This is a genomic window from Wolbachia endosymbiont (group B) of Limnophora tigrina (assembly GCF_964263235.1).
Taxonomy (GTDB): domain Bacteria; phylum Pseudomonadota; class Alphaproteobacteria; order Rickettsiales; family Anaplasmataceae; genus Wolbachia.
This window is the reverse complement of sequence record NZ_OZ181655.1, coordinates 298,956-321,047: the sequence shown is the minus strand read 5'-3', so window position 1 is coordinate 321,047 and position 22,092 is coordinate 298,956. Positions and strand designations below refer to the sequence as shown.

Below are 22,092 nucleotides of genomic sequence, written 5' to 3'. Positions count from 1 at the left end.
TGCCATATTTGAATACATAGAAATCTTTTATAACAAACAACGTAGGCATTCTACTATTAATTATTGCATTCCTGCACAATTTATTCTCATGACAAAAACGTCTTAACTTTCTCTCTACTTTTTCTGGGTAAGGTCAGTTTTCTAATTTCTCAAAAGGACAACAGTTTTTCTCTAATTTTACTTTTATAATACTGCTTAACATTGCAACCTCACTAATTATTTTATGCACGCAGTTTAACACTATTTTAATTATTTGTCAAAAGAGTGTAATTATTAACTATAATATTTAATTAATAAGGCTTTGTTTTTTTTAATAAGAAGCAATCTAAAATAGACGGCTGCTATAGCTAAAGTGGCTTAGGTTTACCTACAATTTGAAAAACAACAAATTCGTTATTCCGCTACTTGTTAGCGGAATCTATGCTGAGATACCGCGGCGGTATGACGTAGGGAACCCTTTCTTGGGTTAGCTATAGAAACTCTCATCGCTGCCTTTGTGTTAACAGTGGTATTAGACTTCAAGTTACTGCAAAAAATGTTTTAAAACATAGTTGATATCTTGACTTTATCTAGTTAATACTCCAAATTATAAAAAAACAGATAGTTCTATGATGGCAAGTCTATTACAAGGCAAAAAGGGGTTAATAACTGGAATAATAAATAAGAGATCGATAGCATGCGGTATAGCAAAAGCTCTCTCAGAGCACGGGGCAGAACTTGCAATCACCTACCAGAATGAAATAATAAAAGAAAAACTATCACCAATAGCAGATGAATTAAATGTGGAGCTAATATTACACTGTGACGTTTCAAATGAAAAAATCGTAGATAACGCTTTTGAAATAATAGAGAAAAAATGGGGTACTCTTGACTTTTTGGTGCATGCAATAGCATTCTCCGATAAAAATGAGTTAGATGGTAAATATGTCAATACTTCACTGAATAACTTCCTCAATGCAATGCATATATCGTGCTATTCTTTCACTGCTTTAGCGCAAAGAGCTGAAAAAATGATGTCAGGTGGTGGTAGTTTACTTACTTTATCTTATTATGGCGCTGAAAAAGTTATGCCAAATTATAACGTTATGGGTTTATGTAAAGCAGCACTTGAAGCAAGTGTAAAATATATAGCATGTGATCTCGGGCCACAAAATATCAGAGTAAATGCAATTTCCGCTGGTCCAATCAGAACTTTAGCATCTTCTGGAATAAGCAATTTTCACTTCATATCAGAATGGAATAGAAATAATTCTCCGCTTAGACGCAATGTTACAATAGAGGATGTTGGCAAGGCAGCGTTATACTTATTAAGCGACTTAAGTAGTGGCACTACTGGAGAAATTTTGCACGTCGATTCAGGATATAACGTTGTGGGAATGAAGGTGGTTGACTAACAAAGCACTAGTTCCTTCGGGTTCATACACAACTCTATCAGGAGTTTTGTGACTGTGATTGCAGAAAACATCGAACATAAAATTCCTATTGATAAAGTGACAGAAAAGCCTCTAATTGCTCCGCTGCCAATAATGAACATTATTCCTGCAGCAATTAATGTAGTGATATTTGAATCCAGTATTGTCTTTATAGCGTTTTTAAACCCTTCTTCAATAGCACGTTCCACTCTCTTGCCAGATTTGATTTCCTCGCGAATTCGCTCAAATATTAAAACATTTGCATCCACCGCCATACCGACAGTGAGTGCAATACCTGCAATTCCAGGTAAAGTTAGAGTTGCTTCAAGCAGAGTGAGAATTGATAATATAAGAATTACATTAGAAAAAAGCGCAACAGAAGCTAATATACCTAATTTGCCGTAAGTGATAATTATAAATAAAGCCACGGCTATAATAGAGATTGTTGCTGCCATTTCCCCTGCCTTTATTGATTCTTCTCCAAGGCTTGGGCCAATGTTTTTTTCTTCAATTATTTTAAGTGGTGCTGGCAGTGCTCCAGATTTTAAAAGTATTGCAAGTTCGCTTGCTTGTTTTTCAGTGAAATTACCGCTAATTTCTCCCTCTCCATTTAAAATTGGCTCACGTATTGTGGGTACTGTTAAGACTGTGTTATCCAGAACAATTGCAAAAGGTTTTCCCACATTTTCTTTAGTGATTTTCGCGAATCTTTTACTCGCTATGCTGTCAAATTTAAAATGCACTGTTGGTTTACCTAAGTGACCAAATCTAACTGATGCGTTAACCAGCGAATCGCCACCTATTTCAGTTTTGCGGAATATTGGATAAGAATTACCTAAAGAATCCTTGAGCATGACAGTAGTTTCGTGATCTATATCCTGCACCTTGGCTATGTTAGTGTTTGCCAAATGAAAAGCTAGTTTAGCAGTTTTGCCAAGCAGAGATTTTATCTGCTTGGTGTCTTCTACTCCAGGCACCTGCACTAATATTTTATTCTGCCCTTGTTTTTGAACGCTGACTTCCTTTGTGCCAAGTTTGTCCAAACGGCGCTGGACATTGTTTATTGATTCTGCAGCTACTTCACTGATCAAAGAATTTTTATAATGGGGTTTATACGAAATGAGAATTGAAGAATCTTTTTTATTTAGCTCTAAATTTGGATTTATTGCATTAATCAACACAGATGCTTTTTTATGATCATCAATATTATTTAAAGTTACAATTACTTGTTCGCTATTTTGTACGCTGGATTCAATATTTTTTGTTAGCAATGTCTCTTTTATCTCATCAGCTAGCATGCTTAGCTTTTCCTTAAAATAGAAGTCTAAGTCTATGTTTAGAAGCAAAGATGCCCCTCCTTTCAGGTCAAGGCCTAAGTTTATTCTTTTTTTCGAAATAAAAAACTTATTATCAAAGAAATTTGGCAGTGTTATGTATAAAGCAAGTAAACAGATGCATAATACTGAAAAAGATTTGACTATAAGCCTGTTGTACATAAGTTGTAGGTTTAAAATTGTAGTATAAGTTAAAAATGTATTTTTGTAAAATTCTCCATTACCTATGGTGTCACCCAAGTAGCCATAGAAACTTACTTGACAAACTCCGCCAGCCCCCTTATCATGAAAGTGAAGCTATTTATTTATCTTCTCTGTACAGATTAAACGACAAAAAAACTTAACGTATCTGGCGTCTCATGTTTAATTTTTCGCACTATGTGCACCTCATGTCTTTATAAATTTTCTAGGTTTTTACCTATATGAGCTAAAATGCGCTTATAAAGCGTTCAAAACATTAAAAAACGCCAATATTAAAAATGGATAGTGAGTAACTAGCTACCCTAGGGTTTCTTTGCCTTTTTTTCTGTTTAGTAAATTTCTTAACGTTTATAATTTAGATTAGTTGCGGCTTAAAAGCAGCTCAGTCGCGGTTATTAAGCGTTTAGAGTAAAAAAACGCCATATTTGAAAGTATAATGTAAGTAATTAGCCAACCATGGGGCTTCTTTTGCCTTTTTTTTCATTTGGTAAATTTCTTAAATATTTATGGCTAACATAAACAAACATTGCAGTTTGAGAGTAACCTCCACTAGTAGGGTGTCATCCCAGTGCCTATTTCTTTGTCATCCCAGTGCCCAGACACTGGGATCCAGAAAAATTGATTATGTACTATACAACACTTTCGATCAAAAGCTGGATTCCAGTGTCAAGCACTGGAATGACATCATAGGGGCTACTTTCATGACATCATTCTTTTTCCTGGATCCCAGTGTCTGGGCACTGGGATGACATCATTCTTGGTGGGAGTTACCATCAAATCGCAACGTTCGTACAGTTGTATGTCAGCTACTTGGATGACACCCTGTGGTTGTTGAGACTGCTTGTCATTCCAGCGCGTGACGATGGAATCCAGTTTTCTTTACAAATTCACCAAAAGTGTTTCATTCTATAACGCAAAACCCATATTCACCAAACCCAATGCATTACTTGCAATTAAGTTTCCTGGATCCCAGTGTCGGAGCACTGGGATGACAGAAGAAGGAGGGCTACTTCGATGACAGGAGAAGGTGCTGGGATGACACCCCGACAACCGTCATCCCGCTGCTTGTTAGTGGCTAACGCGGCGGTATAACGTAAGACTTCCAGTCTGGAATCCAGTAAGCTTATTTATTACATATAAAAGGTTATTATTTTGTAAAGTCAAAGTTGCTTTTGGTTTTAAGTTAAAGTACAATAAATGCAAAGGCTCATATGATTGGACCCAAGTACTTGAATGACATCAGAGAGAGGGTAACCAAAATTCATGCGATACACGCTACCAAAGTGTTTAAATAATTAATTAGGTTAAGGTTTGGTATTCAAACAGTCGTACATATGCTAGTCAAAATAGGCACCAGAGGAAGCAAGCTTGCAGTTGCCCAGGCTTTGGAAGCAAAACAAAAGTTGCTGGACTCTTTTCCTAACTTATCTATTGAAATTGTTAAGATAAAAACTTCTGGAGATAAGTATGCAAACGCAAATCTTGCTGAAATAGGAGGTAAAGGATTATTCATCAAAGAAATTGAGACTGAATTGCTCGAAAATAACATAGATATGGCAGTTCATTCGCTAAAGGATGTGCCTGCATTTTTCTCGAAAGATTTAGCAATTCCTTGTATTTTAGAAAGGTTAAATCCATGTGATGCATTTATTTCTCATAAACATAATAGCCTTGAATCTTTGCCACAACAGGCTACTATCGCTACTTCTTCAATAAGAAGAAAAGTTCAGTTGCTAAATTTTAGACCGGATTTAAATATAGTACCACTTCGTGGAAACGTGACAACTAGATTGCAAAATCAAAGTTTTGATGGAATAATTCTAGCTGAAGCAGGACTCATAAGATTAGAAAAGAATCACTTAATTACAGAGGTATTGCCACCAAAAGTTATGTTAAGTGCAGTGGGACAGGGAGCGATTTGTATTCAATGTAGAAGGAATGATGTAAAAATTATCGATCTTGTAGAGAAAATTAATAATAATATGTCTTTTATAAGAGTGAAATCAGAGCGCAGTTTTATGAAGACAGTGAATGGTTCGTGTTTTACACCACTTGCAGCTTTGGCTGAATATGTGAACGAAAATATGCTACACCTTTGTTGTATGTTAGCAAGTGGAAAAAATATATACTTCACTGAGCGCACTTCATTTATAGAAGATGCTGAGAAAATGGGTATGGATGCAGGACTAGAGTTGAAATCAAAATGCTTATAAGCTTACCTAAAGTACGTGGAATCTATCGTTATGACGTCTTGATGTCTAAAACGACATGGTTAAATGTCGGTGGGCGAGCTGATGTATTATTTAAACCATGTGATATTGAAGATTTAACATGCTTGATTAAAAATACTGAACTGCCAATTAGTGTTATCGGTGCAACATCCAACATAATAGTGCGAGATAGTGGCATTCGAGGAATAACAGTAAAATTAGGTAAGGAGTTTGCATATATTAAAAGTAAGGGTAATAACTCCATTGTTGCAGGTGGTGCTGCGCTGCTTAGGAACCTTGCTTACTTTGCAGGAGAGCAACAAATTAGTGGGCTCGAGTTTCTAGTTGGAATTCCAGGAACAGTTGGTGGCGGAATAGAAATGAATGCAGGTGCATATGGCAGTGATATCGCAGGTGTTATACAATCTATAAAAGCAGTGAATCTAGAGGATGGAAACCTATATGAGTTCTCCAGCGAAGAAATGGGGTATTTTTACCGTGGAAATAGCCTAAAAGGAAATTGGATTTTTGTTGAAGCTGAGTTTAAAGGAGTAAACTCAGAGTATGAGCTTATATTGCAAAGGTTAAAAGAAATTGTTGAGAAAAAAAATAAAAGCCAGCCAATAAGAGGAAAAACTGCTGGGTGCATATTCAAAAATCCAAAAAACTACCGAGCATGGGAGTTAATTGATAAATCTGGCTGCCTAGGGTTAAATATTGGTGGAGCTAGAATCTCTAAGAAACATTGTAACTTCTTGCTCAATTACGATAATGCAACTGCATCTGACTTGGAAAACCTTGGCAACAGAGTAAAAGATGCAGTGAAGGATAAATTTAATGTTGAACTTGAGTGGGAGATAAGGGTTTTGGGTAGCTATTAGACAGTTTTTATAGCTTCTGTATATTCTAATCTTTCCTAATGACTCAGCATGATCGTAACCTTTCACACTTAATTAAACAGACTAAATTCTGTAATTTTGAGATGTTGAAAAATTTACCTTACGTTGTTATTCCAGCGCATAACGCTGAAATCCAGATTTATAGAAACGAAAAAACTTGCTTGACAAGTTTCGCCGGCCCCCTTATTATGACAATGAAGGTATTCAGTTATCTTCATCTGTGCAGATTAAACAGCAAGAAAATAACGTAGTTGGCGTCTTATTTTTAATTTTTTGCACTATGTGCACCTTATGTCTTCACAATATTTCTAGGTTTTTACCTATATAAGCTGAAACGCGCTTATAAGTCGTTTAAGACAGTATAGTACGCCAATTTGCAGGATTAGGGAGTGAACACTAATTACCACGGGGTTTCTTTTGCCTTTTTTTCTGCTTAGTAAATTTCTTAAACATTTTAGCTAAGGTTAGTTGTACTTAAAAGCAGCTAAATTGCAGCGTTTAAGGCTTAAAAAACGCCAAATACTGAAAATAGACAATGACCAGGGCTTCTTTTGCCTTTTTTTTCGTTTGGTGAATTTCTTAAATATTTATGGCTAAACGACAACCGTCATCCCGCTGCTTGTTAGCGGCTGAGATACCGTGACGGTATGACGGTTCGCGGCAGCATGACGATAAGCTCGTCATCCCGCTACTTGGATGACAGCAGATCACCTCTTCACAAAAATTTTATCAGTAATACGCATATCAATAATACTCCAATCGCTGAAAGTAAAATCAGTTGTATTGTGCAAGTGGTTTAAATAGTCCCATGCACTAGAAGGGTTATCTTCAGGCAGTTTCACTGTGGAATCGTTATCAAGTATGATATTCCATCTTCTATTCCCTATATAAGCAAAAGAAGAAATGTGGTCACTTAATTGAGTTTTACTCTCTAACACATCTCTAACAAATTCTAGGTTTGATAACGAGTTTTGTCCTGTAATTACAACAAGATCATCTACTGGATAGTCATCTACGATCACTTTGCCTTCGAAATCAATTACCGAGGTTTTGTTATTATCTTTCCAGAGAGCAAACGGTTTATGCTCATCTATATTAATATGTAGGGTATTGGGCAAAATTCTATGGATTCTTACGTGTTTTATCCATCTGCTTACGGATTGTATGTTACCGGCAAGTTTTGAAAGTGATATATACATGATAGGTTGCGTTCTATCTACCAAACTTAGAATGTCCTTTTTGTTTGTAAATTTGTTGCCGCTCACGACTACTTCGTCGATTGAAAATCCACTACTAAGTAATAAACTAGATAGGCAGTCATTATACCAAGTAAAGTAGTAATTAAATCGATTTATTATTTTATCAAGTGAGCTGTAGAGCATTAGCGTAAGAAAAAGTGCTGTGATAATAACCAAGGCACACTTACGCAAAAAACTCCTTTGGCTTCTAGTAATACTGCTCAACATGACTTAAATCCCTAATATTTTTGTGCTGCAAACTATCTTCAATAATAATCTTAACTAATTCATTAAAATTGATTCCTTTTGCCAATTTTGCAATTTCTGGCACTAACGATAACTCAGTAAAGCCAGGATGTGTATTAATCTCAAGCATTTTTAAAGTGTTATTTTTGGGATTATAACGGAAATCTGAGCGGGAAATAGTTTTACAGCCTAAAAATCGATGAATTTTCAGTGCGTGTTCCAAGGTCATTTTATATATATTGTCAGGAATTTCAGCAGGAAATATATGTTCTGCAAATCCATCTGTATACTTTGCTTCATAATCATAGAATTTATTTTTTGGTCGTATTTCCATAGTGCCAATTGCTTCGTCTAACAATATAGCAGTATGTAACTCTATGCCCGGTATGTATTCTTCTATGATCATCAGATCTCTTGTCATCCAAATAGCTCCTTCCTTGTCATCCCAGTGCTTCGACACTGGGATCCATTCTTCTTTTCCCTGGTCACGTGCTGGAATGACATCAAATATGATAGCGTCATTTTTAAATTTTAAATGGTCTTCATATGAGGAAACAATATGCACTCCGATGCTAGAACCTTCGTTAATTGGTTTTAAGACGTACGGATAATCGATTTTAATATTATTTTTTAGTAGATCTTCTCGGCTAATTACATAACCTTTTGGAGTATCGATACTAAGGGATCGAAATATATGCTTTGACATCACTTTATTCATAGCAACAGCCGAAGCCATAACTCCTGAGTGTGTATATTTTATACCTAAAATCTCCAATAAACCTTGAATGCAGCCATCTTCACCACAAGGTCCATGCAGAGCTATAAAAGCAAGGCCCGGATTAATCTTTTTAAGCTTTTCAGCAATGTTGCTGTCAACATCTATTTCTATTGCATTATATGAAAGGCTATCAAGCGCTTTCTTTACTGCTTTTCCGCTCATAAGCGACACTTCTCTCTCACAAGAAAACCCACCACTTAAAATTGCTATAGTTGGAACCATAAGCATTCTATGTTTTACTATATAGCATATATAAAAGATGCTCTTATCTTCAATAGAAAAAACGCTTTGAAAAATTCTATACTATGTACAGCTACAGATATTGCAATTTGCAGGCGGCAAGTGGTGTCATGCAAGTAGCTGACACTGGTTCCTTTATAACGGTGTCATCCCAGTGCTTGACACTGGGATCCAGTTAAATTTACAAGTATAAAAGTAGCTGCTTTATGTTAAAATACAACGTTTCTGATGATGATGGAAAAATGGATCCCAGTGTCAAGCACTGGGATGACATCATAGAGGCACTGCCCTTTTGGATGGAAACCAGTGTCAGCTACTTGCATGACATCATCTGCCACCTGCAAATTGCAATGTTTGTACGATTGTGCGTCACGCGCTGGAATGACAAAGAAGAGTGAGTTGCTAGTTTTTCATATGGTTATGCAAGAAGTCTGATCTTTTTTTTGTTAATATTATTCTAGATTTTCATCAAAATAAGCTGTTTTATCCTTTTTTTCCTTATACTCTTCTGCAGTATAGAGAGGTTGCTTTTTAGCTGTGATATTTGGCCATTTTTGTGAGTATTCTACATTTATATCGTAAAATAACTTGAAAGTTTTTTGTTCGCTGCTCAGTAATTCTTCATCTAATTCTAAAATATCTTTTATGGAATCATCAGTTACAATTGCATCTACTGGACACTCAGGTATGCACACTCCGCAATCAATACATTCATCTGGGTTAATCACGAGCATGTTTTTACCTTCATAGAAGCAGTCAACGGGACATACTTCCACACAGTCCGTATATTTACATTTTATGCATTTATCTGTAACAAAATGCGTCATAAAACACTGTATATTTGTATTATCTTGGGTACACTAAATTGATAAGAAATTCAAGCCTTTTATGAAGATAAATAAATTGAACAACAAAGAATTAGAAGTATGGTTAAGCTTGGCTAGAACTATAGGACCAATAAAGTTTTTTAGTATACTATAAGAACACATGGATCACTAGATGAGGTGCTAAAATATCTCAATAGGGTGGCTAATAATAAGGTGTATGGCATTCAAGATGCACGAGAAGAAATCAATAATGCAGAAAGAATTGGAGCTAAAATTATACCCGAATGTGACCCAGATTACCCTGATCTTTTAAGAAATATCTCTAGTTGTCCTCCTATAATAACTGCATTTGGTAATATATCATTATTAAGCCGTGAGATAATTGCAATAATCGGTGGGCGCAACTCTTCGATGAATGGAAGAAATTTTGCCAGTAAACTAGCACTTGATTTAAGCGAAGCGGGTTTCATTATCGTTTCTGGACTTGCAAGAGGAATCGACACTGCAGCAAACAGTGTAATATACAACAATTACCCCACTATTGCTGTTACAGCAAGTGGAATTGATGTGGTGTACCCAAAAGAGAATTTTGATCTATACAAAAAAATCACTGAGAATGGTGGTTTAGTAATTACTGAGCTTCCATTTGCTACTAAACCAAAGCCTCAGTATTTTCCCCAAAGGAATCGAATTATATCTGGTCTATCACTTGGTGTTACAGTGGTTGAAGCATCGAAACGTTCTGGCTCTCTAATAACAGCAGATTTTGCTTTAAATCAAGGGAGAGAGGTATTTGCAGTTTCTGGTTTCCCTTTAGATTCACGCTGTAGTGGTAGCAATTATTTGATTAAGAACGGTGCTAAACTTATCGAATCTGCTGATGACATAATAGAGAGTATTAGGTTTAGTTTACCTCCGCAGCAAAAAAACCTATTTAATGTTGAGCACTATGCTGTTAACCAAAAACAAGAAAAATTACACCAGGCAAAATCTGTTATAGTTGATCATATTAACTCTGTACCTGTTGATATAGATGAACTTATATTAGCAAGCGGACTTTCTGCCAACATAGCTCTAATGGCTCTTTTAGAACTAGAGTTGGAAAACAAAATAGAGCGTTCACCGGGGAATAAAATATCGTTAATTTTCTAGATTACTTTAGATATAAGCCCACAACCGTACGAACATTGTGATTTGAATCCACCAAGAAAGATGTCATTCCAGCGCGTGACGCTGGAATCCAGCCTTTATCACTTAGTTGAAATTAAGTTTTCTGGATTCCAGTGTCTGGGCACTGGAATGACACCGTCTTGGATGGAAATCAGTGTCAGCTACTTAGATAACACCACTTTTGTATGGAAACCAGTGTCACCTTGACAATCGTCACCTCACTACGTGTTAGCGGATACCGTGACGGTTTGATGAGGAAGTGCGCGTTAGCGGAATCTTCTGAAACGCCCGTGGTAGCCCTATTTCTATATTGAGTAATTCCCCCTTATCTACTTTTAGAATTAATAAGAGAAAATTTTTTCTCGACTTGTTGTATGATTTTATAAAAGTGATCGAAATCTAAGCTTGCACTGCCAATTAAAACTCCTGATAAATTTGAAATATTTAACAAATTTTCTATATTTTCTAAACTGACTGAACCACCATATATAATGTGTTTTTTACCAGCACACAATTTTATTACCTCTATCACCTCAGCAATTGCATCATTATTTGGCACATGACCTGTGCCTATTGCCCATATTGGCTCATATGCTACGGTATATTCACCGTGTGTTGGCAGGCGATTTTTGCATTGATATTCTATTACTTCTTTTGTTTTTCCACTTTTGTAATCTTCTGAATTTTCACCTACACAGATAATTGGATGTAAGCCTGATTCTATTGCTATTTCTGACTTAAGTTTTATTTCACTATCTTTTTCATTGGCCCTTTCAAAATGCCCAAGTATTACGTAAGTACACCCTAGTTCTTTTAACATTTCTGCGCTAATTTCACCTGTGTAAGAACCGAACTTTTTATGATGGCAATTCTGTGCTCCTATATTAATATTATTGTTCAACTCTATACTGCTTGGAAATGATGTAAAAGGAGGGCAAATTACTAATTTAGAGGTAATTTCGTTGCTCTTGTTGTTAAGTTTGCCTATAAAGTCAACAAATGAAGAACGCATTCCATTCATTTTCCAATTTGCTACTATTAAAAAGGACATCAACTTTACTTATATGGGCGAGAGTGCCGGCTGTCGGACTTGAACTGACAACCTACTGATTACAAGTCAGTTGCTCTACCAATTGAGCTAAGCCGGCGTTAAACACATTAATAATATACAATTATCAATGGATTTTAGTCAACTGATTTTTAAAATACTGTATAATGAAAATAATATGAGAAAATTTTTACTGAAGCCAAAAAAGAGTCTAGGGCAAAATTTTATTTTATCGAGTGAGATAACAAAAAAAATCGTCGCTTTAGCTGATAGTCTGGAAAATTTTAATGTCATTGAAATTGGTCCTGGATATGGTGCATTAACAAGAGAAATATTGGTGCATAATCCAAAGTCTCTACTTTCTATAGAAAAAGATAGAGATTTAGTAAAACACCATGACCAACTGCTAAATGAGCATCAAGGAAAGTATAGAATTATAGAAGCGGATGCACTGCATGTTATAGAAGAAGAGCTGATAGAGCGCCCAGTCAAAGTTATTGCTAACTTGCCTTACAATATCTCGGTAGTATTATTTTTAAAGTGGTTAAATAATATAAAATTTTTTACGAACTTGACATTAATGTTTCAAAAAGAGGTAGCAGATCGCATTACGGCAAGACCCAATTCTAAAGATTATGGTTCCTTATCAGTGCTAAGCCAGTTACTATGTGATATAAAAAAGGAATTTGATATTGAACCTAAAGAGTTTTTTCCAAGACCAAAAATACATTCTTCAGTAATTACAGTAAATCCTTTGCCTACCCCAAAGTTTGCAGTAAATTTGGAAACCTTAACAAGATTAACACGTGCCGTTTTTGCTCAAAGAAGAAAGATGCTGAGAAATAGCTTGCAAAATATAACGAACCACGCTGAAACTGTCCTTGAAAACGCTAAATTGAGTGGAAACGAACGTCCAGAAAACTTAACCATTGAGCAGTTTTGTTTGCTGGCAAATAATGTAGAATGCTCATTTTGCAAAAGCCCTATTGCAATTTAATTAATTGGCGTATAAGCTTTAAATAAAGCCTATGAAAAAAATGGAAGCTTGTTATTCGTTTGACGATATACTTCTTTTGCCAGCCTATTCTAATATATTGCCTTGCGATGCAGATACAAAAACTTATTTAACAAATAATATAGAACTAAATATCCCTCTCATATCCTCTGCAATGGATACTGTTACTGAATCGGGCTTTGCAATAGCTATTGCCCAACATGGAGGGATAGGTTGCATACATAAGAATTTATCAATAGATGAACAAGTTTTAGAAGTAAGAAGGGTGAAAAAATATGAAAGTTGGATCGTGTATAACCCAATTACGATTTCACCGGATAAAACAGTTGCGGAAGCAATTTCATTAATGAGAGAGCACAATTATTCTGGCATTCCTGTAGTCGATCAACGCAAGTTAGTTGGAATTTTAACTAACCGAGATGTGAGGTTTATTAAAGACCAGAACATGAATGTAAAAGTTTCCGAAGTGATGACAAAAGATAAGTTAGTGACAGTGCGGGAGCAGGGAGTGAATAGTGCCTCAGCAATGAAATTGTTGCATGAAAATAGAATAGAAAAGCTTTTGGTCGTAGATGAAAATTCTTGTTGTATAGGTTTAATTACGGTTAAAGACATTGAAAAATACAATAGATACCCAAATTCATGTAAAGACAGTAAAGGGCGTCTCAGAGTTGCCGCTGCAATTGGCACTGGTAAAAAAGATGGTATAGACAGATGTGAAGCTTTGATCGGAGAAGAAGTTGATGTAGTTGTTGTGGATACTGCTCACGGTCATTCCGAAAACGTTATCAATACCATTAGGGAAATAAAAAAGATGCATCCTAATACGCAATTAATTGGCGGAAACATTGCAACAAAGGAGGCTGCTGAAGCGTTGATTGATGCGGGTGTTGATGCAGTGAAGGTCGGAATAGGACCAGGATCAATCTGTACAACCAGAATAGTTACAGGTGTTGGTGTGCCACAATTCTCTGCAATCAAGAATGTTGCAGAGGCGTGTAGAGCAAGAAACGTCAGACTAATTGCTGATGGTGGGGTAAAATACTCAGGAGATGTTGCAAAAGCTATTGCAGCTGGTGCTGACTCTGTGATGATTGGTTCGATTTTTGCTGGCACTGACGAAAGCCCAGGTGAGATTATCATGTATAAGGGCAGAGCATATAAAGGCTATCGAGGAATGGGATCTATTAGTGCAATGAAACGAGGTTCAGCTAGCCGTTATTTTCAAGATAAAGATTCAAAACTAAAATTAGTTCCACAAGGAGTGGAAGGAAGAGTTCCATTCAAAGGTCCAGCTTCAGGAGTAATCCATCAGTTGATTGGCGGATTGCAAGCTGCAATGGGGTATACTGGTAATAGGAATATAGAAGAGATGAAAAAAAATTGTAAACTTGTTACTATTACTGCATCAGGATTAAGAGAGAGTCATGCTCATGATATAGTCATTACACAAGAAGCTCCAAATTACGCTTATCAAGCGTCCAATTTGTTAACCGATTCAGAGTAGTGACCGTTTATTATTTTGCACCCCAGTCTTTTTCAAATATTGCTAGCCCTTGGTCAGTAAGTGGGTGATTAATTAATTGTCTAAGTACTTTTGCTGGCACAGTAATTGAATCAGCACCAAGCCTTGCAGCTTCTATCACATGTGCTGGGCTTCTCACTGATGCAACAAGAACTTTAGTATCAAAACCGTAATTAGAATATATAGTACATATATCTTCTATTAGCGATAAGCCATCATAGCTTATATCATCAAGGCGACCAACAAAGGGAGAAATAAAACAAGCACCGGCCTTAGCGGCAAGCAGTGCTTGTCCAGGAGAAAAACATAATGTGATGTTAACAGGTATTTTATGCTCTGTCCACAACTTTTTACAAGAAATTAATCCTTCATATGTAAGGGGCAATTTTACCACAACATTATCAGCGATTTTCGCTAACTTAAGGCCTTCTTTAACCATATCTGCATGGTTATTTGCAACAACTTCAACACTAACAGACCCCTTGATAATAGAGCATATTTCACGCACTAAATCCTCGTATTTATCTTTACGCCCGGACTTTGCTATTAAAGAAGGATTAGTTGTTATGCCGTCAATGAACTCCTTTAGTTCTTTAATTTCATTTAAATCAACGCTATCAAGAAAAATTTCCATATTAACTTCCTATAAAAACTTGTAAAATCTTGTCATCCTACGGCTTGACCTACAACTGCATGAACTTCCTGCATTGCAATAGAATGAGACATCAACCTGCCGATGTCATCCCAGCATAACTGTACAAACATTGAGATATAAGAGCAATTTGTACCAAAAAGAAGGATGTCATCCCAGTGCCCAGACACTGGGATCCAGTAATTTTGATCGGACACTGAGTTGGTAAGTGTAAAAGTAGCCAATCTTATGTTAAAACACAACATTTTTAATGGGATTGCGCGAAGGCTGGATTCCAGTGTCAAGCACTGGAATGACACCTTTGCGTTTGAGGCAAAACCTGCTATAATATTTAACACATTGTTTTTGGAACAAATGTCCGTACAGTTGTATATCACGCACTGGGATGACGAAAAAAGAGCATTTGGAGCAACAATCTTACAGCCATTTGAATGACAACTGACCTTTTGCCTAAAATAACTAAGAAAGAAATTTCTCATCAAGATAACTTAAATATATACTAATTCTCTTATTTTTAAACGATTTCTCATCATGAATTGCACGATCAAAAACCTGAATTTGACTTGTTATAATGCTACAATTATTATTTGCAACTTCTAATACGCCACTATCAATTACAACCTTCTTTTCTGTTTGGTTACTCATTTTAACAGTAATCATACCAGGCAATAAATAAATTAAGTAAGGAGCATGGTGAGCTAAAATCACAAGCTCCCCTTCGAGCCCAGTTACTGAAAGAAAAACCACTCCACTGAATGAAATTTGATCATCAGGAGAGAAAAATTGCACTTTAAAAGTATTCATAATCTTTAACTTTTATTTAGCTTCAGCTTGTATTAATTCAGCCTTTTTTATTGCTTCATCTATATTCCCCACCATATAAAAAGCAGCCTCTGGTAAGTGATCATATTTACCTTCAACAATCTCTTTAAAACTGGAAACAGTATCAGAAAGTGAAACAAATTTACCAGGCATACCAGTAAATATTTCTGCAACGTGAAAAGGTTGAGAAAGAAATTTCTGAATCTTACGAGCCCTATCAACAATAATTTTATCTTCATCAGATAGCTCATCCATACCAAGTATTGCGATAATATCTTGCAGTGATTTATAAGTTTGCAATATACGTTTCACCTCAGAAGCTACCTTATAATGTTCTTCACCAATGATTTCAGCAGATAAAGACTGAGAAGTTGAATCAAGTGGATCAACAGCAGGGTATATTCCCATTTCAGCTATTTGCCTTGACAACACTGTGGTGGCATCAAGATGAGAGAATGTAGTTGCTGGGGCTGGATCAGTTAAATCGTCCGCAGGAACATATATAGCTTGCACAGAAGTAATAGAGCCAGAAGTTGTTGAAGCTATTCTTTCTTGCATTGCACCCATATCAGTTGCAAGGGTTGGCTGATAACCAACAGCTGACGGTATTCTTCCAAGTAAAGCAGAAATTTCAGAACCAGCTTGTGTAAAACGGAAGATATTATCCACAAAAAATAGAACATCTTGGTTTTCACGGTCACGAAAATACTCTGCCATAGTAAGTGCTGTTAAAGCAACTCTAGCCCTTGCTCCAGGAGGCTCATTCATCTGACCATAAACCAAAACAGCTTGAGATTTTTCATGCTCATTTATATTTATTACATTTGAAGTGATCATCTCGTGATAAAGATCGTTACCTTCACGCGTTCTCTCCCCTACCCCGGCAAACACAGAAAATCCTTTATGAGCTTTTGCTATATTATTAATTAATTCCATTATCAGGACTGTTTTACCAACACCGGCTCCACCAAATAAGCCAATTTTTCCTCCTTTAAGATAAGGTGCAAGAAGATCTATAACTTTTATTCCCGTAACTAAAACTTCTTCCTGTATTCTCTGTTCAGTAAAACTTGGAGGTGCTCTATGTATAGGTTCTAAATCATACTTTCCTTTCAGCGGACCACACTCATCTATAAGCTCTCCCACAACATTAAAAATCCTTCCTAAAGTTGAACGCCCAACCGGAACTGATATTGGTGCGCCTGTATCAACAAATTCATCCCCCCTTGACATGCCATCTGTGCTATCCATAGCAATACAACGAACTATATTGTCACCTATATGCTGCGAAACTTCTAAAACCAGCTCCTTATCCTTATATTTTAGTTTGCTTTTTAAAGCATTAAATATTTTAGGCAATTCACTTTCAAATTTTATATCAACAACTGCTTGAGTTACCTTAATCGCTCTACCTATATTCATCTCTTTATTTTTATCACCCAACACTATAATTCCATAAAAGAACTTCTAAAGAAAATAAATCTTATATTATTAATAGAAATTTTGCAACATTAAAACGCTTACTAGTTACGCTTCATTACAAACAATGCAAATGCATTTAATAGCCAAGTAATAATAAACAATACTAAGCTAAGCGCATAAGCAGCAAGAGTTTGTACACTATTGAAATCCTGATCTCCGGTAAGTAATGTAGCGATCTGCACGGTAATGGTAGTAACTGAATTAAGAGGGTTAAAAGTCAAATTTGCGTTGATTCCCACAGCCATTAGCACAATCATTGTTTCACCTATCACTCTTGAAATTGACAATAAAATTGCACTTAAAATTGTAGGCATTGCATAAGGTATTGTTATATGCCATATAGTTTCCGCTGGAGTTGCGCCAAGTGCCATGAAGCCATAACGCAAGCTTTTTGGAACAGATCTTATGGCATCTTCGAGTAAAGAAATAATAAAAGGAAGAATCATTATCCCAATCGATAAACCGGCAACTAAGGCACTTTCTGAGTGTATACTTAAACCAAAAAAATTTGCTACCTGCTTTATAAAGAAAGACAAGAACACAATCGCAAAATATCCATATACAACCGTAGGAATAGCAGATAAAACTTGCAAAGTTGTATTAACAATATAACGCACTTTCTCACTCGCATATTCACTAATATATATTGCAGAAAATAAACCAAGCGGAACGACAACTAACATTGCTATAATAGTTATAAGTAATGTACCTACTAAAAGCGGTGCTATACCGAAACATCCTATCTTCTCTTCATTGATAGTGACTACATTGTGGCCCCATTTCAAGCAAAACAAGAATTCTGAAATAGCTACTTTATTAAAAAAATTAATGGATTGAATAAAAATAGATAGCATTATAAATAAAGTGATAAAAAATGATATGGCCAAAGCCACAAATAACGAAAGTTTTATTATCTTATTTCTTTTATTTTTAAAGATAAAAGCAAGCATGAAAAAAAGTAACGCTATAGAAATAAAAGTTACAAAACAATTATTATAGAGTACTAACAACCAAGTTAGCATCCATACACAACTAAGATATAGATAAGATTTAACCTTATTTACTTCTTGAAACCTACTAAAACAAAATAAAAGGATTAGTAGGACAGGTATGACTATCATCAAATTCATTTTCCCATGCATCAAATTTTATTCTACGAAAATGTCATACAAGTTCACCATCATTTGACAATAAAATAAAACAATTTAAAATAAATAATTATATTAATATAAAAACAATGAAGAGAACATTTCAACCAAAAAATTTGATAAGAAAGCGCAGACATGGATTTCGTTCACGTATGGCAACAAGAGCTGGAAGAAAAATCCTTAATAGGCGCCGTTCATTAGGGTGTAACAAATTATGCGCATAGTAAGTATAAAAAAAAAGATTTTTCCTTTGCTTTCAAAAATAAGTTAGCACTCAGCAGTCTTTTTTATCGTGGGCTTTATATATCACTGTACGCTATAAAAGAAAGAGAACCTGAAAAGTACATTCATACTATTAGAGTAGGTCTGGCTATCAGTAAAAAAGCCGGAAAAGCAGCAAAAAGAAATAAAATAAAAAGGCAATTACGAATACTTACTAAAATTAGCATTTTAAATATAAGCAATATAGGGCACTACTACATAATACTAACTCATAGAAATATTATGCAAGCAAGTTATAAAAACTTACAAAAAGATCTAACTATTTGCTTAAAAAAGATAAAATAAAAAAAAATCTCAATTAAGGTATTTACAACTATATTTTTTATGATAACATAAGTAAAATTTTTAAAATAAATTAATGGGTGTGGGTGCTTAATGGTAGAGAATAGAAAAGAACAAGATAAAAATCTCAATATAAATACAAATAATGTTAAAGAAGATTTTTATGAATATAAAGAATCTAGTAATCGTACACAATGGGAATTAGCATTTGAGCAAAGTCAATACTTAGAGCAGAATAAGAATAAGCCTAGACCACAATTATTAGATTTGAATATAGAAGCGACTTCTCGTAATAAAAGAATCATTAAAAGGCGATAAAAAGAAATTTTTATAAACTTGGCGGCGACCTACTCTCCCTTTTCAAGTACCATCAGCGCTAAAAAGTTTCACTTCCGAGTTCGAGATGAGATCGGGTGGTTCATTTTTGCTATAGCCACCAAGTCAATAAAAACTTCTAACTTAACAATTTTAACTTAATATTTAACACTGCATACACACATATAGAAAGCAAATAAATCAATCAGGCTATTAGTACTAGTTAGCTTCACATGTTACCATGCTTCCACATCTAGCCTATCAACGTGGTAGTCTTCCACAGCCTTAATTGGGAAATCTTTTTGAAGAGGGTTTCTTGCTTATATGCTTTCAGCAATTATCCCATCTATACATAGCCACCCAGCGATGCTATTGGCATAACAGCTGGTACACCAGAGGTATATCCATCTCGGTCCTCTCGTACTAGAGTCAGACCTTCTCAAATTTCCTTCACCCACGGCAGATAGAAACCGAACTGTCTCACGACGTTCTAAACCCAACTCACGTATCACTTTAATCGGCGAACAGCCGAACCCTTGGGACCTTCTTCAGCCCCAGGATGTGATGAGTCGACATCGAGGTGCCAAACGGTGTCGTCGCTATGAACGCTCGAACACCATCAGCCTGTTATCCCCGGCGTACCTTTTATCCGTTGAGCGATGACCCTTCCATACAGAATCACCGGATCACTATGACCGACTTTCGTCTCTGCTTGGCTTGTCAGCCTCGCAGTCAGGCAAGCTTATGCCATTATACTATCAAGCTGATTTCCGACCAGCTCTAGCTTACCTTCGCACGCCTCCGTTACTTTTTAGGAGGCGACCGCCCCAGTCAAACTACCCACCATACAATGTCCTAGTTCCAGATAATGAAACATAGTTAGATATTAAAAGTGTAAAGGGTGGTATCTCAAGGTTGACTCCATTATAGCTAGCGCCATAACTTCAAAGTCTCCCACCTATCCTGCACATCACACTTTTAATAGCAATGTAAAGCTATAGTAAAGGTGCACGGGGTCTCTTCGTCTAACCGCGGGTACCCCGCATCTGCACGGGGAATTCAATTTCGCTGAAGTGATGTTGGAGACAGTGGAGAAATCGTTACGCCATTCGTGCGGGTCGGAACTTACCCGACAAGGAATTTCGCTACCTTAGGACCGTCAGTGTTACGGCCGCCGTTTACTGGGGCTTCAATTTAGAGCTTGCACCCCTCCTATTAACCTTCCAGCACCGGGCAGGCGTCAGACCCTATACTTCCACTTACGTGTTTGCAGAGTCCTGTGTTTTTAGTAAACAGTCGCTACTCCCTATTTTGTGCCACCTACTCATAGTTGCCTAAAAGCAGGTTACCCTTCTTCCGAAGTTACAGGTATAATTTGCCGAGTTCCTTCAACATCATTCTTTCAACACCTTAGTATACTCTACTCATCCACCAGTGTCGGTTTGCGGTACGGCCTCATAAATATAAGTGCTATTTCCTGGAGCTTCTTTTAAGCATAGATCAATCCAATAAGATCTATACAAATGCGAAACCCGTCACACTTAAGAGGTTTAGGAATATTAACCTAACTGCCATCGACTACTCCTTTACGGACTCGCCTTAGGAACCGACTAACCCTACGCAGATTAACTTAACGTAGGAACCCTTAGATTTTTGGTGAGAGTGTTTTTCACACTCTTTTACGCTACTTATGTCAGCATTCTCACTTCCGATATCTCCAGCAGTTTTCACAAACCACCTTCACAGACTTACGGAACGCTCCGCTACCGCGCCTATTGATCGGAATCAATAAGCACTCACATCTTCGGTATACAGCTTTAGCCCCGGTACATTTTCGGCGCAGAAAAACTTATTTAGACAAGTGAGCTGTTACGCTTTCTTTAAAGGATGGCTGCTTCCAAGCCAACCTCCTAGCTGTAATGGTTTTTCTACTTCCTTCCCCACTTAGCTGTAATTTTGGGACCTTAGATAGTGATCTGGGTTGTTTCCCTTTCCACCACGGACTTAGCACCCGTAGTGTGCCTGCTGTATAATTAATTGTTGGTATTCGGAGTTTAGTTAGATTTGGTAAGACAGTGAATCCCCCTAGTCTATCCAGTGCTCTACCCCCAACAACATACATACAACGCTCTACCTAAATAGATTTCGCGGAGAACCAGCTATTTCCAAGTTTGATTGGCCTTTCACCCCTAATCACAACTCATCCAATAATGTTGCAACATTAACTGGTTCGATCCTCCAGTGTGTTTTACCACACCTTCAATCTGGTCATGACTAGATCACTTGGTTTCGGGTCTAATCCATAAAACTAAAACGCCCTATTCAGACTTGCTTTCGCTACGCCTACACCTAACGGCTTAAGCTTGCTTCATAGATTAACTCGCTGACCCATTATGCAAAAGGTACGCTGTCACTCTAAATATCAATAAATTGATATAGAGCTCCAACTGTTTGTAAGCACTTGATTTCAGATTCTATTTCACTCCCCTCCCGGGGTTCTTTTCACCTTTCCCTCACGGTACTTGTTCACTATCGGTCGTTAAGGAGTATTTAGGCTTGGAGGATGGTCCCCCCATATTCAAACAGGATTTCACGTGCCCCGCTCTACTCAAGGATTTAAAAACTTTCTACTTATACAGGACTATCACCTTCTATGGTTACTATTTCCAGAGTATTCTAATTCTTATTCTTAAATCACTAGCCTTTTCCGCTTTCGCTCGTCACTACTAACAGAATCTCGGTTGATTTCTTTTCCTTTGGCTACTTAGATATTTCAGTTCACCAAGTTTGCTTTACATACTTAGTATGTAATAACTAGCCAAGCTAGTTGGGTTTCCCCATTCGGAAATCTGCGGATCAAAATTTGTTGACAATTCCCCACAGCTTATCGCAGCCTGCCACGTCCTTCATCGCCTCTTAACGCCAAGGCATCCATCAAGTGCTCTTAATAATTTATTTATCCGACT

At 36.5% G+C, this 22,092-nt stretch carries 21 protein-coding genes, 1 tRNA gene, 2 rRNA genes and 3 pseudogenes; 13 read left to right on the top strand and 14 right to left on the bottom strand.

What is annotated here, in order from left to right:
* The first annotated feature begins 4 nt into the window (after positions 1–4).
* Both ACE38O_RS01535 and ACE38O_RS01530 read left to right on the top strand, forming a co-directional pair.
* Positions 5–106, top strand: a complete 102-nt coding sequence (locus ACE38O_RS01535; RefSeq protein ID WP_353273681.1) for an IS3 family transposase — start codon at positions 5–7, stop codon at positions 104–106.
* A gap of 502 nt (positions 107–608) precedes the next feature.
* Positions 609–1,394, top strand: coding sequence for an enoyl-ACP reductase (locus ACE38O_RS01530; RefSeq protein ID WP_374698843.1), 786 nt, complete (start codon positions 609–611; stop codon positions 1,392–1,394).
* On the opposite strand, the gene secD is transcribed toward ACE38O_RS01530, so the two are convergent.
* Entirely contained in the window at positions 1,391–2,908 is a 1,518-nt protein-coding gene (gene secD / locus ACE38O_RS01525; RefSeq protein WP_374698842.1) for a protein translocase subunit SecD, read from the bottom strand. The genes ACE38O_RS01530 and secD overlap by 4 nt on opposite strands.
* A gap of 621 nt (positions 2,909–3,529) precedes the next feature.
* Between secD and ACE38O_RS01520 the strand changes: the two are divergent.
* The 4 genes and pseudogenes from ACE38O_RS01520 to murB form a co-directional block, all read left to right on the top strand.
* Positions 3,530–3,631, top strand: a pseudogene (locus ACE38O_RS01520) (WPE palindromic element domain-containing protein); the annotation flags it as partial.
* A gap of 178 nt (positions 3,632–3,809) precedes the next feature.
* Entirely contained in the window at positions 3,810–3,965 is a 156-nt protein-coding gene (locus ACE38O_RS01515) for a hypothetical protein (RefSeq protein ID WP_374698841.1), read from the top strand.
* Positions 3,966–4,281: 316 nt separating this feature from the next.
* Complete coding sequence (gene hemC / locus ACE38O_RS01510; protein ID WP_374698840.1) at positions 4,282–5,160, top strand: hydroxymethylbilane synthase; 879 nt, start codon at positions 4,282–4,284, stop codon at positions 5,158–5,160.
* Positions 5,151–6,038 carry a UDP-N-acetylmuramate dehydrogenase gene (murB, locus tag ACE38O_RS01505; RefSeq protein WP_374698839.1) on the top strand — a complete coding sequence of 296 codons (888 nt, stop codon included), beginning with the start codon at positions 5,151–5,153 and terminating at the stop codon, positions 6,036–6,038. Before hemC ends, murB begins: the two co-directional genes overlap by 10 nt.
* A 725-nt stretch (positions 6,039–6,763) precedes the next feature.
* On the opposite strand, the gene ACE38O_RS01500 is transcribed toward murB, so the two are convergent.
* The 4 genes from ACE38O_RS01500 to ACE38O_RS01485 form a co-directional block, all read right to left on the bottom strand.
* Entirely contained in the window at positions 6,764–7,522 is a 759-nt protein-coding gene (locus ACE38O_RS01500) for a cell division protein FtsQ/DivIB (RefSeq protein WP_374698838.1), read from the bottom strand.
* A complete protein-coding gene (locus tag ACE38O_RS01495) occupies positions 7,503–8,546 on the bottom strand; it encodes a D-alanine--D-alanine ligase (protein WP_374698837.1) in 1,044 nt (347 codons plus the stop codon). Before ACE38O_RS01495 ends, ACE38O_RS01500 begins: the two co-directional genes overlap by 20 nt.
* Positions 8,547–8,767: 221 nt before the next feature.
* Positions 8,768–8,896, bottom strand: coding sequence for a hypothetical protein (locus tag ACE38O_RS01490; RefSeq protein WP_374698836.1), 129 nt, complete (start codon positions 8,894–8,896; stop codon positions 8,768–8,770).
* Between the two features lie 114 nt (positions 8,897–9,010).
* Entirely contained in the window at positions 9,011–9,385 is a 375-nt protein-coding gene (locus ACE38O_RS01485; protein ID WP_010082601.1) for a ferredoxin family protein, read from the bottom strand.
* Positions 9,386–9,446: 61 nt separating this feature from the next.
* Here ACE38O_RS01485 and dprA point away from each other — a divergent pair.
* Positions 9,447–10,537 (top strand): annotated as a pseudogene (dprA, locus tag ACE38O_RS01480) (DNA-processing protein DprA).
* A 42-nt stretch (positions 10,538–10,579) separates the two neighbouring features.
* The gene (locus ACE38O_RS01475) at positions 10,580–10,762 is read left to right on the top strand and encodes a hypothetical protein (RefSeq protein WP_374698835.1); all 183 of its coding nucleotides are present in this window, start codon (positions 10,580–10,582) and stop codon (positions 10,760–10,762) included.
* 118 nt (positions 10,763–10,880) lie between these two features.
* On the opposite strand, the gene ACE38O_RS01470 is transcribed toward ACE38O_RS01475, so the two are convergent.
* Both ACE38O_RS01470 and ACE38O_RS01465 read right to left on the bottom strand, forming a co-directional pair.
* Complete coding sequence (locus tag ACE38O_RS01470) at positions 10,881–11,606, bottom strand: triosephosphate isomerase (protein WP_374698834.1); 726 nt, start codon at positions 11,604–11,606, stop codon at positions 10,881–10,883.
* A 24-nt stretch (positions 11,607–11,630) separates the two neighbouring features.
* Positions 11,631–11,703, bottom strand: a tRNA-Thr gene (locus tag ACE38O_RS01465).
* A gap of 78 nt (positions 11,704–11,781) precedes the next feature.
* Between ACE38O_RS01465 and rsmA the strand changes: the two genes are divergently transcribed.
* Entirely contained in the window at positions 11,782–12,600 is an 819-nt protein-coding gene (gene rsmA / locus ACE38O_RS01460) for a 16S rRNA (adenine(1518)-N(6)/adenine(1519)-N(6))-dimethyltransferase RsmA (RefSeq protein WP_374698833.1), read from the top strand.
* A gap of 31 nt (positions 12,601–12,631) precedes the next feature.
* Positions 12,632–14,125, top strand: a complete 1,494-nt coding sequence (guaB, locus tag ACE38O_RS01455) for an IMP dehydrogenase (RefSeq protein WP_374698832.1) — start codon at positions 12,632–12,634, stop codon at positions 14,123–14,125.
* A 10-nt stretch (positions 14,126–14,135) separates the two neighbouring features.
* On the opposite strand, the gene fsa is transcribed toward guaB, so the two are convergent.
* The 5 genes from fsa to pstC all read right to left on the bottom strand — a co-directional run bounded on the left by fsa (position 14,136) and on the right by pstC (position 18,229).
* Complete coding sequence (gene fsa / locus ACE38O_RS01450; RefSeq protein WP_374698831.1) at positions 14,136–14,777, bottom strand: fructose-6-phosphate aldolase; 642 nt, start codon at positions 14,775–14,777, stop codon at positions 14,136–14,138.
* 32 nt (positions 14,778–14,809) lie between these two features.
* The gene (locus tag ACE38O_RS01445; protein ID WP_374698830.1) at positions 14,810–15,274 is read right to left on the bottom strand and encodes a hypothetical protein; all 465 of its coding nucleotides are present in this window, start codon (positions 15,272–15,274) and stop codon (positions 14,810–14,812) included.
* Complete coding sequence (locus ACE38O_RS01440; RefSeq protein ID WP_374698829.1) at positions 15,255–15,599, bottom strand: F0F1 ATP synthase subunit epsilon; 345 nt, start codon at positions 15,597–15,599, stop codon at positions 15,255–15,257. The genes ACE38O_RS01445 and ACE38O_RS01440 overlap by 20 nt, the downstream gene beginning before the upstream one ends.
* A gap of 12 nt (positions 15,600–15,611) precedes the next feature.
* Positions 15,612–17,039: a F0F1 ATP synthase subunit beta gene (atpD, locus tag ACE38O_RS01435; protein WP_374699055.1), complete on the bottom strand. Its 1,428-nt coding sequence runs from the start codon at positions 17,037–17,039 to the stop codon at positions 15,612–15,614.
* Positions 17,040–17,140: 101 nt separating this feature from the next.
* Complete coding sequence (gene pstC, locus ACE38O_RS01430; protein WP_374699054.1) at positions 17,141–18,229, bottom strand: phosphate ABC transporter permease subunit PstC; 1,089 nt, start codon at positions 18,227–18,229, stop codon at positions 17,141–17,143.
* A gap of 107 nt (positions 18,230–18,336) precedes the next feature.
* Here pstC and rpmH point away from each other — a divergent pair, with 107 nt between their 5' ends.
* From rpmH to ACE38O_RS01415, 3 genes and pseudogenes are all read left to right on the top strand, one after another.
* Positions 18,337–18,471, top strand: a complete 135-nt coding sequence (gene rpmH / locus ACE38O_RS01425; protein ID WP_006279898.1) for a 50S ribosomal protein L34 — start codon at positions 18,337–18,339, stop codon at positions 18,469–18,471.
* Between the two features lie 67 nt (positions 18,472–18,538).
* Positions 18,539–18,814, top strand: a pseudogene (gene rnpA / locus ACE38O_RS01420) (ribonuclease P protein component); the annotation flags it as partial.
* 90 nt (positions 18,815–18,904) lie between these two features.
* Positions 18,905–19,129 (top strand): hypothetical protein, encoded by a 225-nt coding sequence (locus ACE38O_RS01415; RefSeq protein ID WP_374698828.1) that lies wholly within the window; start codon positions 18,905–18,907, stop codon positions 19,127–19,129.
* Positions 19,130–19,145: 16 nt separating this feature from the next.
* Here ACE38O_RS01415 and rrf read toward each other — a convergent pair.
* Positions 19,146–19,252, bottom strand: a 5S ribosomal RNA gene (rrf, locus tag ACE38O_RS01410).
* Positions 19,253–19,318: 66 nt separating this feature from the next.
* Positions 19,319–22,084, bottom strand: a 23S ribosomal RNA gene (locus ACE38O_RS01405).
* Between the last annotated feature and the right edge of the window lie 8 nt (positions 22,085–22,092).

Coding starts and splice junctions, on each gene's coding strand:
- guaB (WP_374698832.1), top strand. CDS start 12,632: ATGAAAAAAATGGAAGCTTGTTATTCGTTTGACGATATACTTCTTTTG.
- rpmH (WP_006279898.1), top strand. CDS start 18,337: ATGAAGAGAACATTTCAACCAAAAAATTTGATAAGAAAGCGCAGACAT.
- ACE38O_RS01485 (WP_010082601.1), bottom strand. CDS start 9,385: ATGACGCATTTTGTTACAGATAAATGCATAAAATGTAAATATACGGAC.
- fsa (WP_374698831.1), bottom strand. CDS start 14,777: ATGGAAATTTTTCTTGATAGCGTTGATTTAAATGAAATTAAAGAACTA.
- ACE38O_RS01415 (WP_374698828.1), top strand. CDS start 18,905: ATGGTAGAGAATAGAAAAGAACAAGATAAAAATCTCAATATAAATACA.
- secD (WP_374698842.1), bottom strand. CDS start 2,908: ATGTACAACAGGCTTATAGTCAAATCTTTTTCAGTATTATGCATCTGT.
- rsmA (WP_374698833.1), top strand. CDS start 11,782: ATGAGAAAATTTTTACTGAAGCCAAAAAAGAGTCTAGGGCAAAATTTT.
- pstC (WP_374699054.1), bottom strand. CDS start 18,229: ATGAATTTGATGATAGTCATACCTGTCCTACTAATCCTTTTATTTTGT.
- ACE38O_RS01495 (WP_374698837.1), bottom strand. CDS start 8,546: ATGCTTATGGTTCCAACTATAGCAATTTTAAGTGGTGGGTTTTCTTGT.
- atpD (WP_374699055.1), bottom strand. CDS start 17,039: ATGAATATAGGTAGAGCGATTAAGGTAACTCAAGCAGTTGTTGATATA.
- ACE38O_RS01470 (WP_374698834.1), bottom strand. CDS start 11,606: ATGTCCTTTTTAATAGTAGCAAATTGGAAAATGAATGGAATGCGTTCT.
- ACE38O_RS01530 (WP_374698843.1), top strand. CDS start 609: ATGATGGCAAGTCTATTACAAGGCAAAAAGGGGTTAATAACTGGAATA.
- murB (WP_374698839.1), top strand. CDS start 5,151: ATGCTTATAAGCTTACCTAAAGTACGTGGAATCTATCGTTATGACGTC.
- ACE38O_RS01515 (WP_374698841.1), top strand. CDS start 3,810: ATGGAATCCAGTTTTCTTTACAAATTCACCAAAAGTGTTTCATTCTAT.
- ACE38O_RS01445 (WP_374698830.1), bottom strand. CDS start 15,274: ATGAGAAATTTCTTTCTTAGTTATTTTAGGCAAAAGGTCAGTTGTCAT.
- hemC (WP_374698840.1), top strand. CDS start 4,282: ATGCTAGTCAAAATAGGCACCAGAGGAAGCAAGCTTGCAGTTGCCCAG.
- ACE38O_RS01500 (WP_374698838.1), bottom strand. CDS start 7,522: ATGTTGAGCAGTATTACTAGAAGCCAAAGGAGTTTTTTGCGTAAGTGT.
- ACE38O_RS01440 (WP_374698829.1), bottom strand. CDS start 15,599: ATGAATACTTTTAAAGTGCAATTTTTCTCTCCTGATGATCAAATTTCA.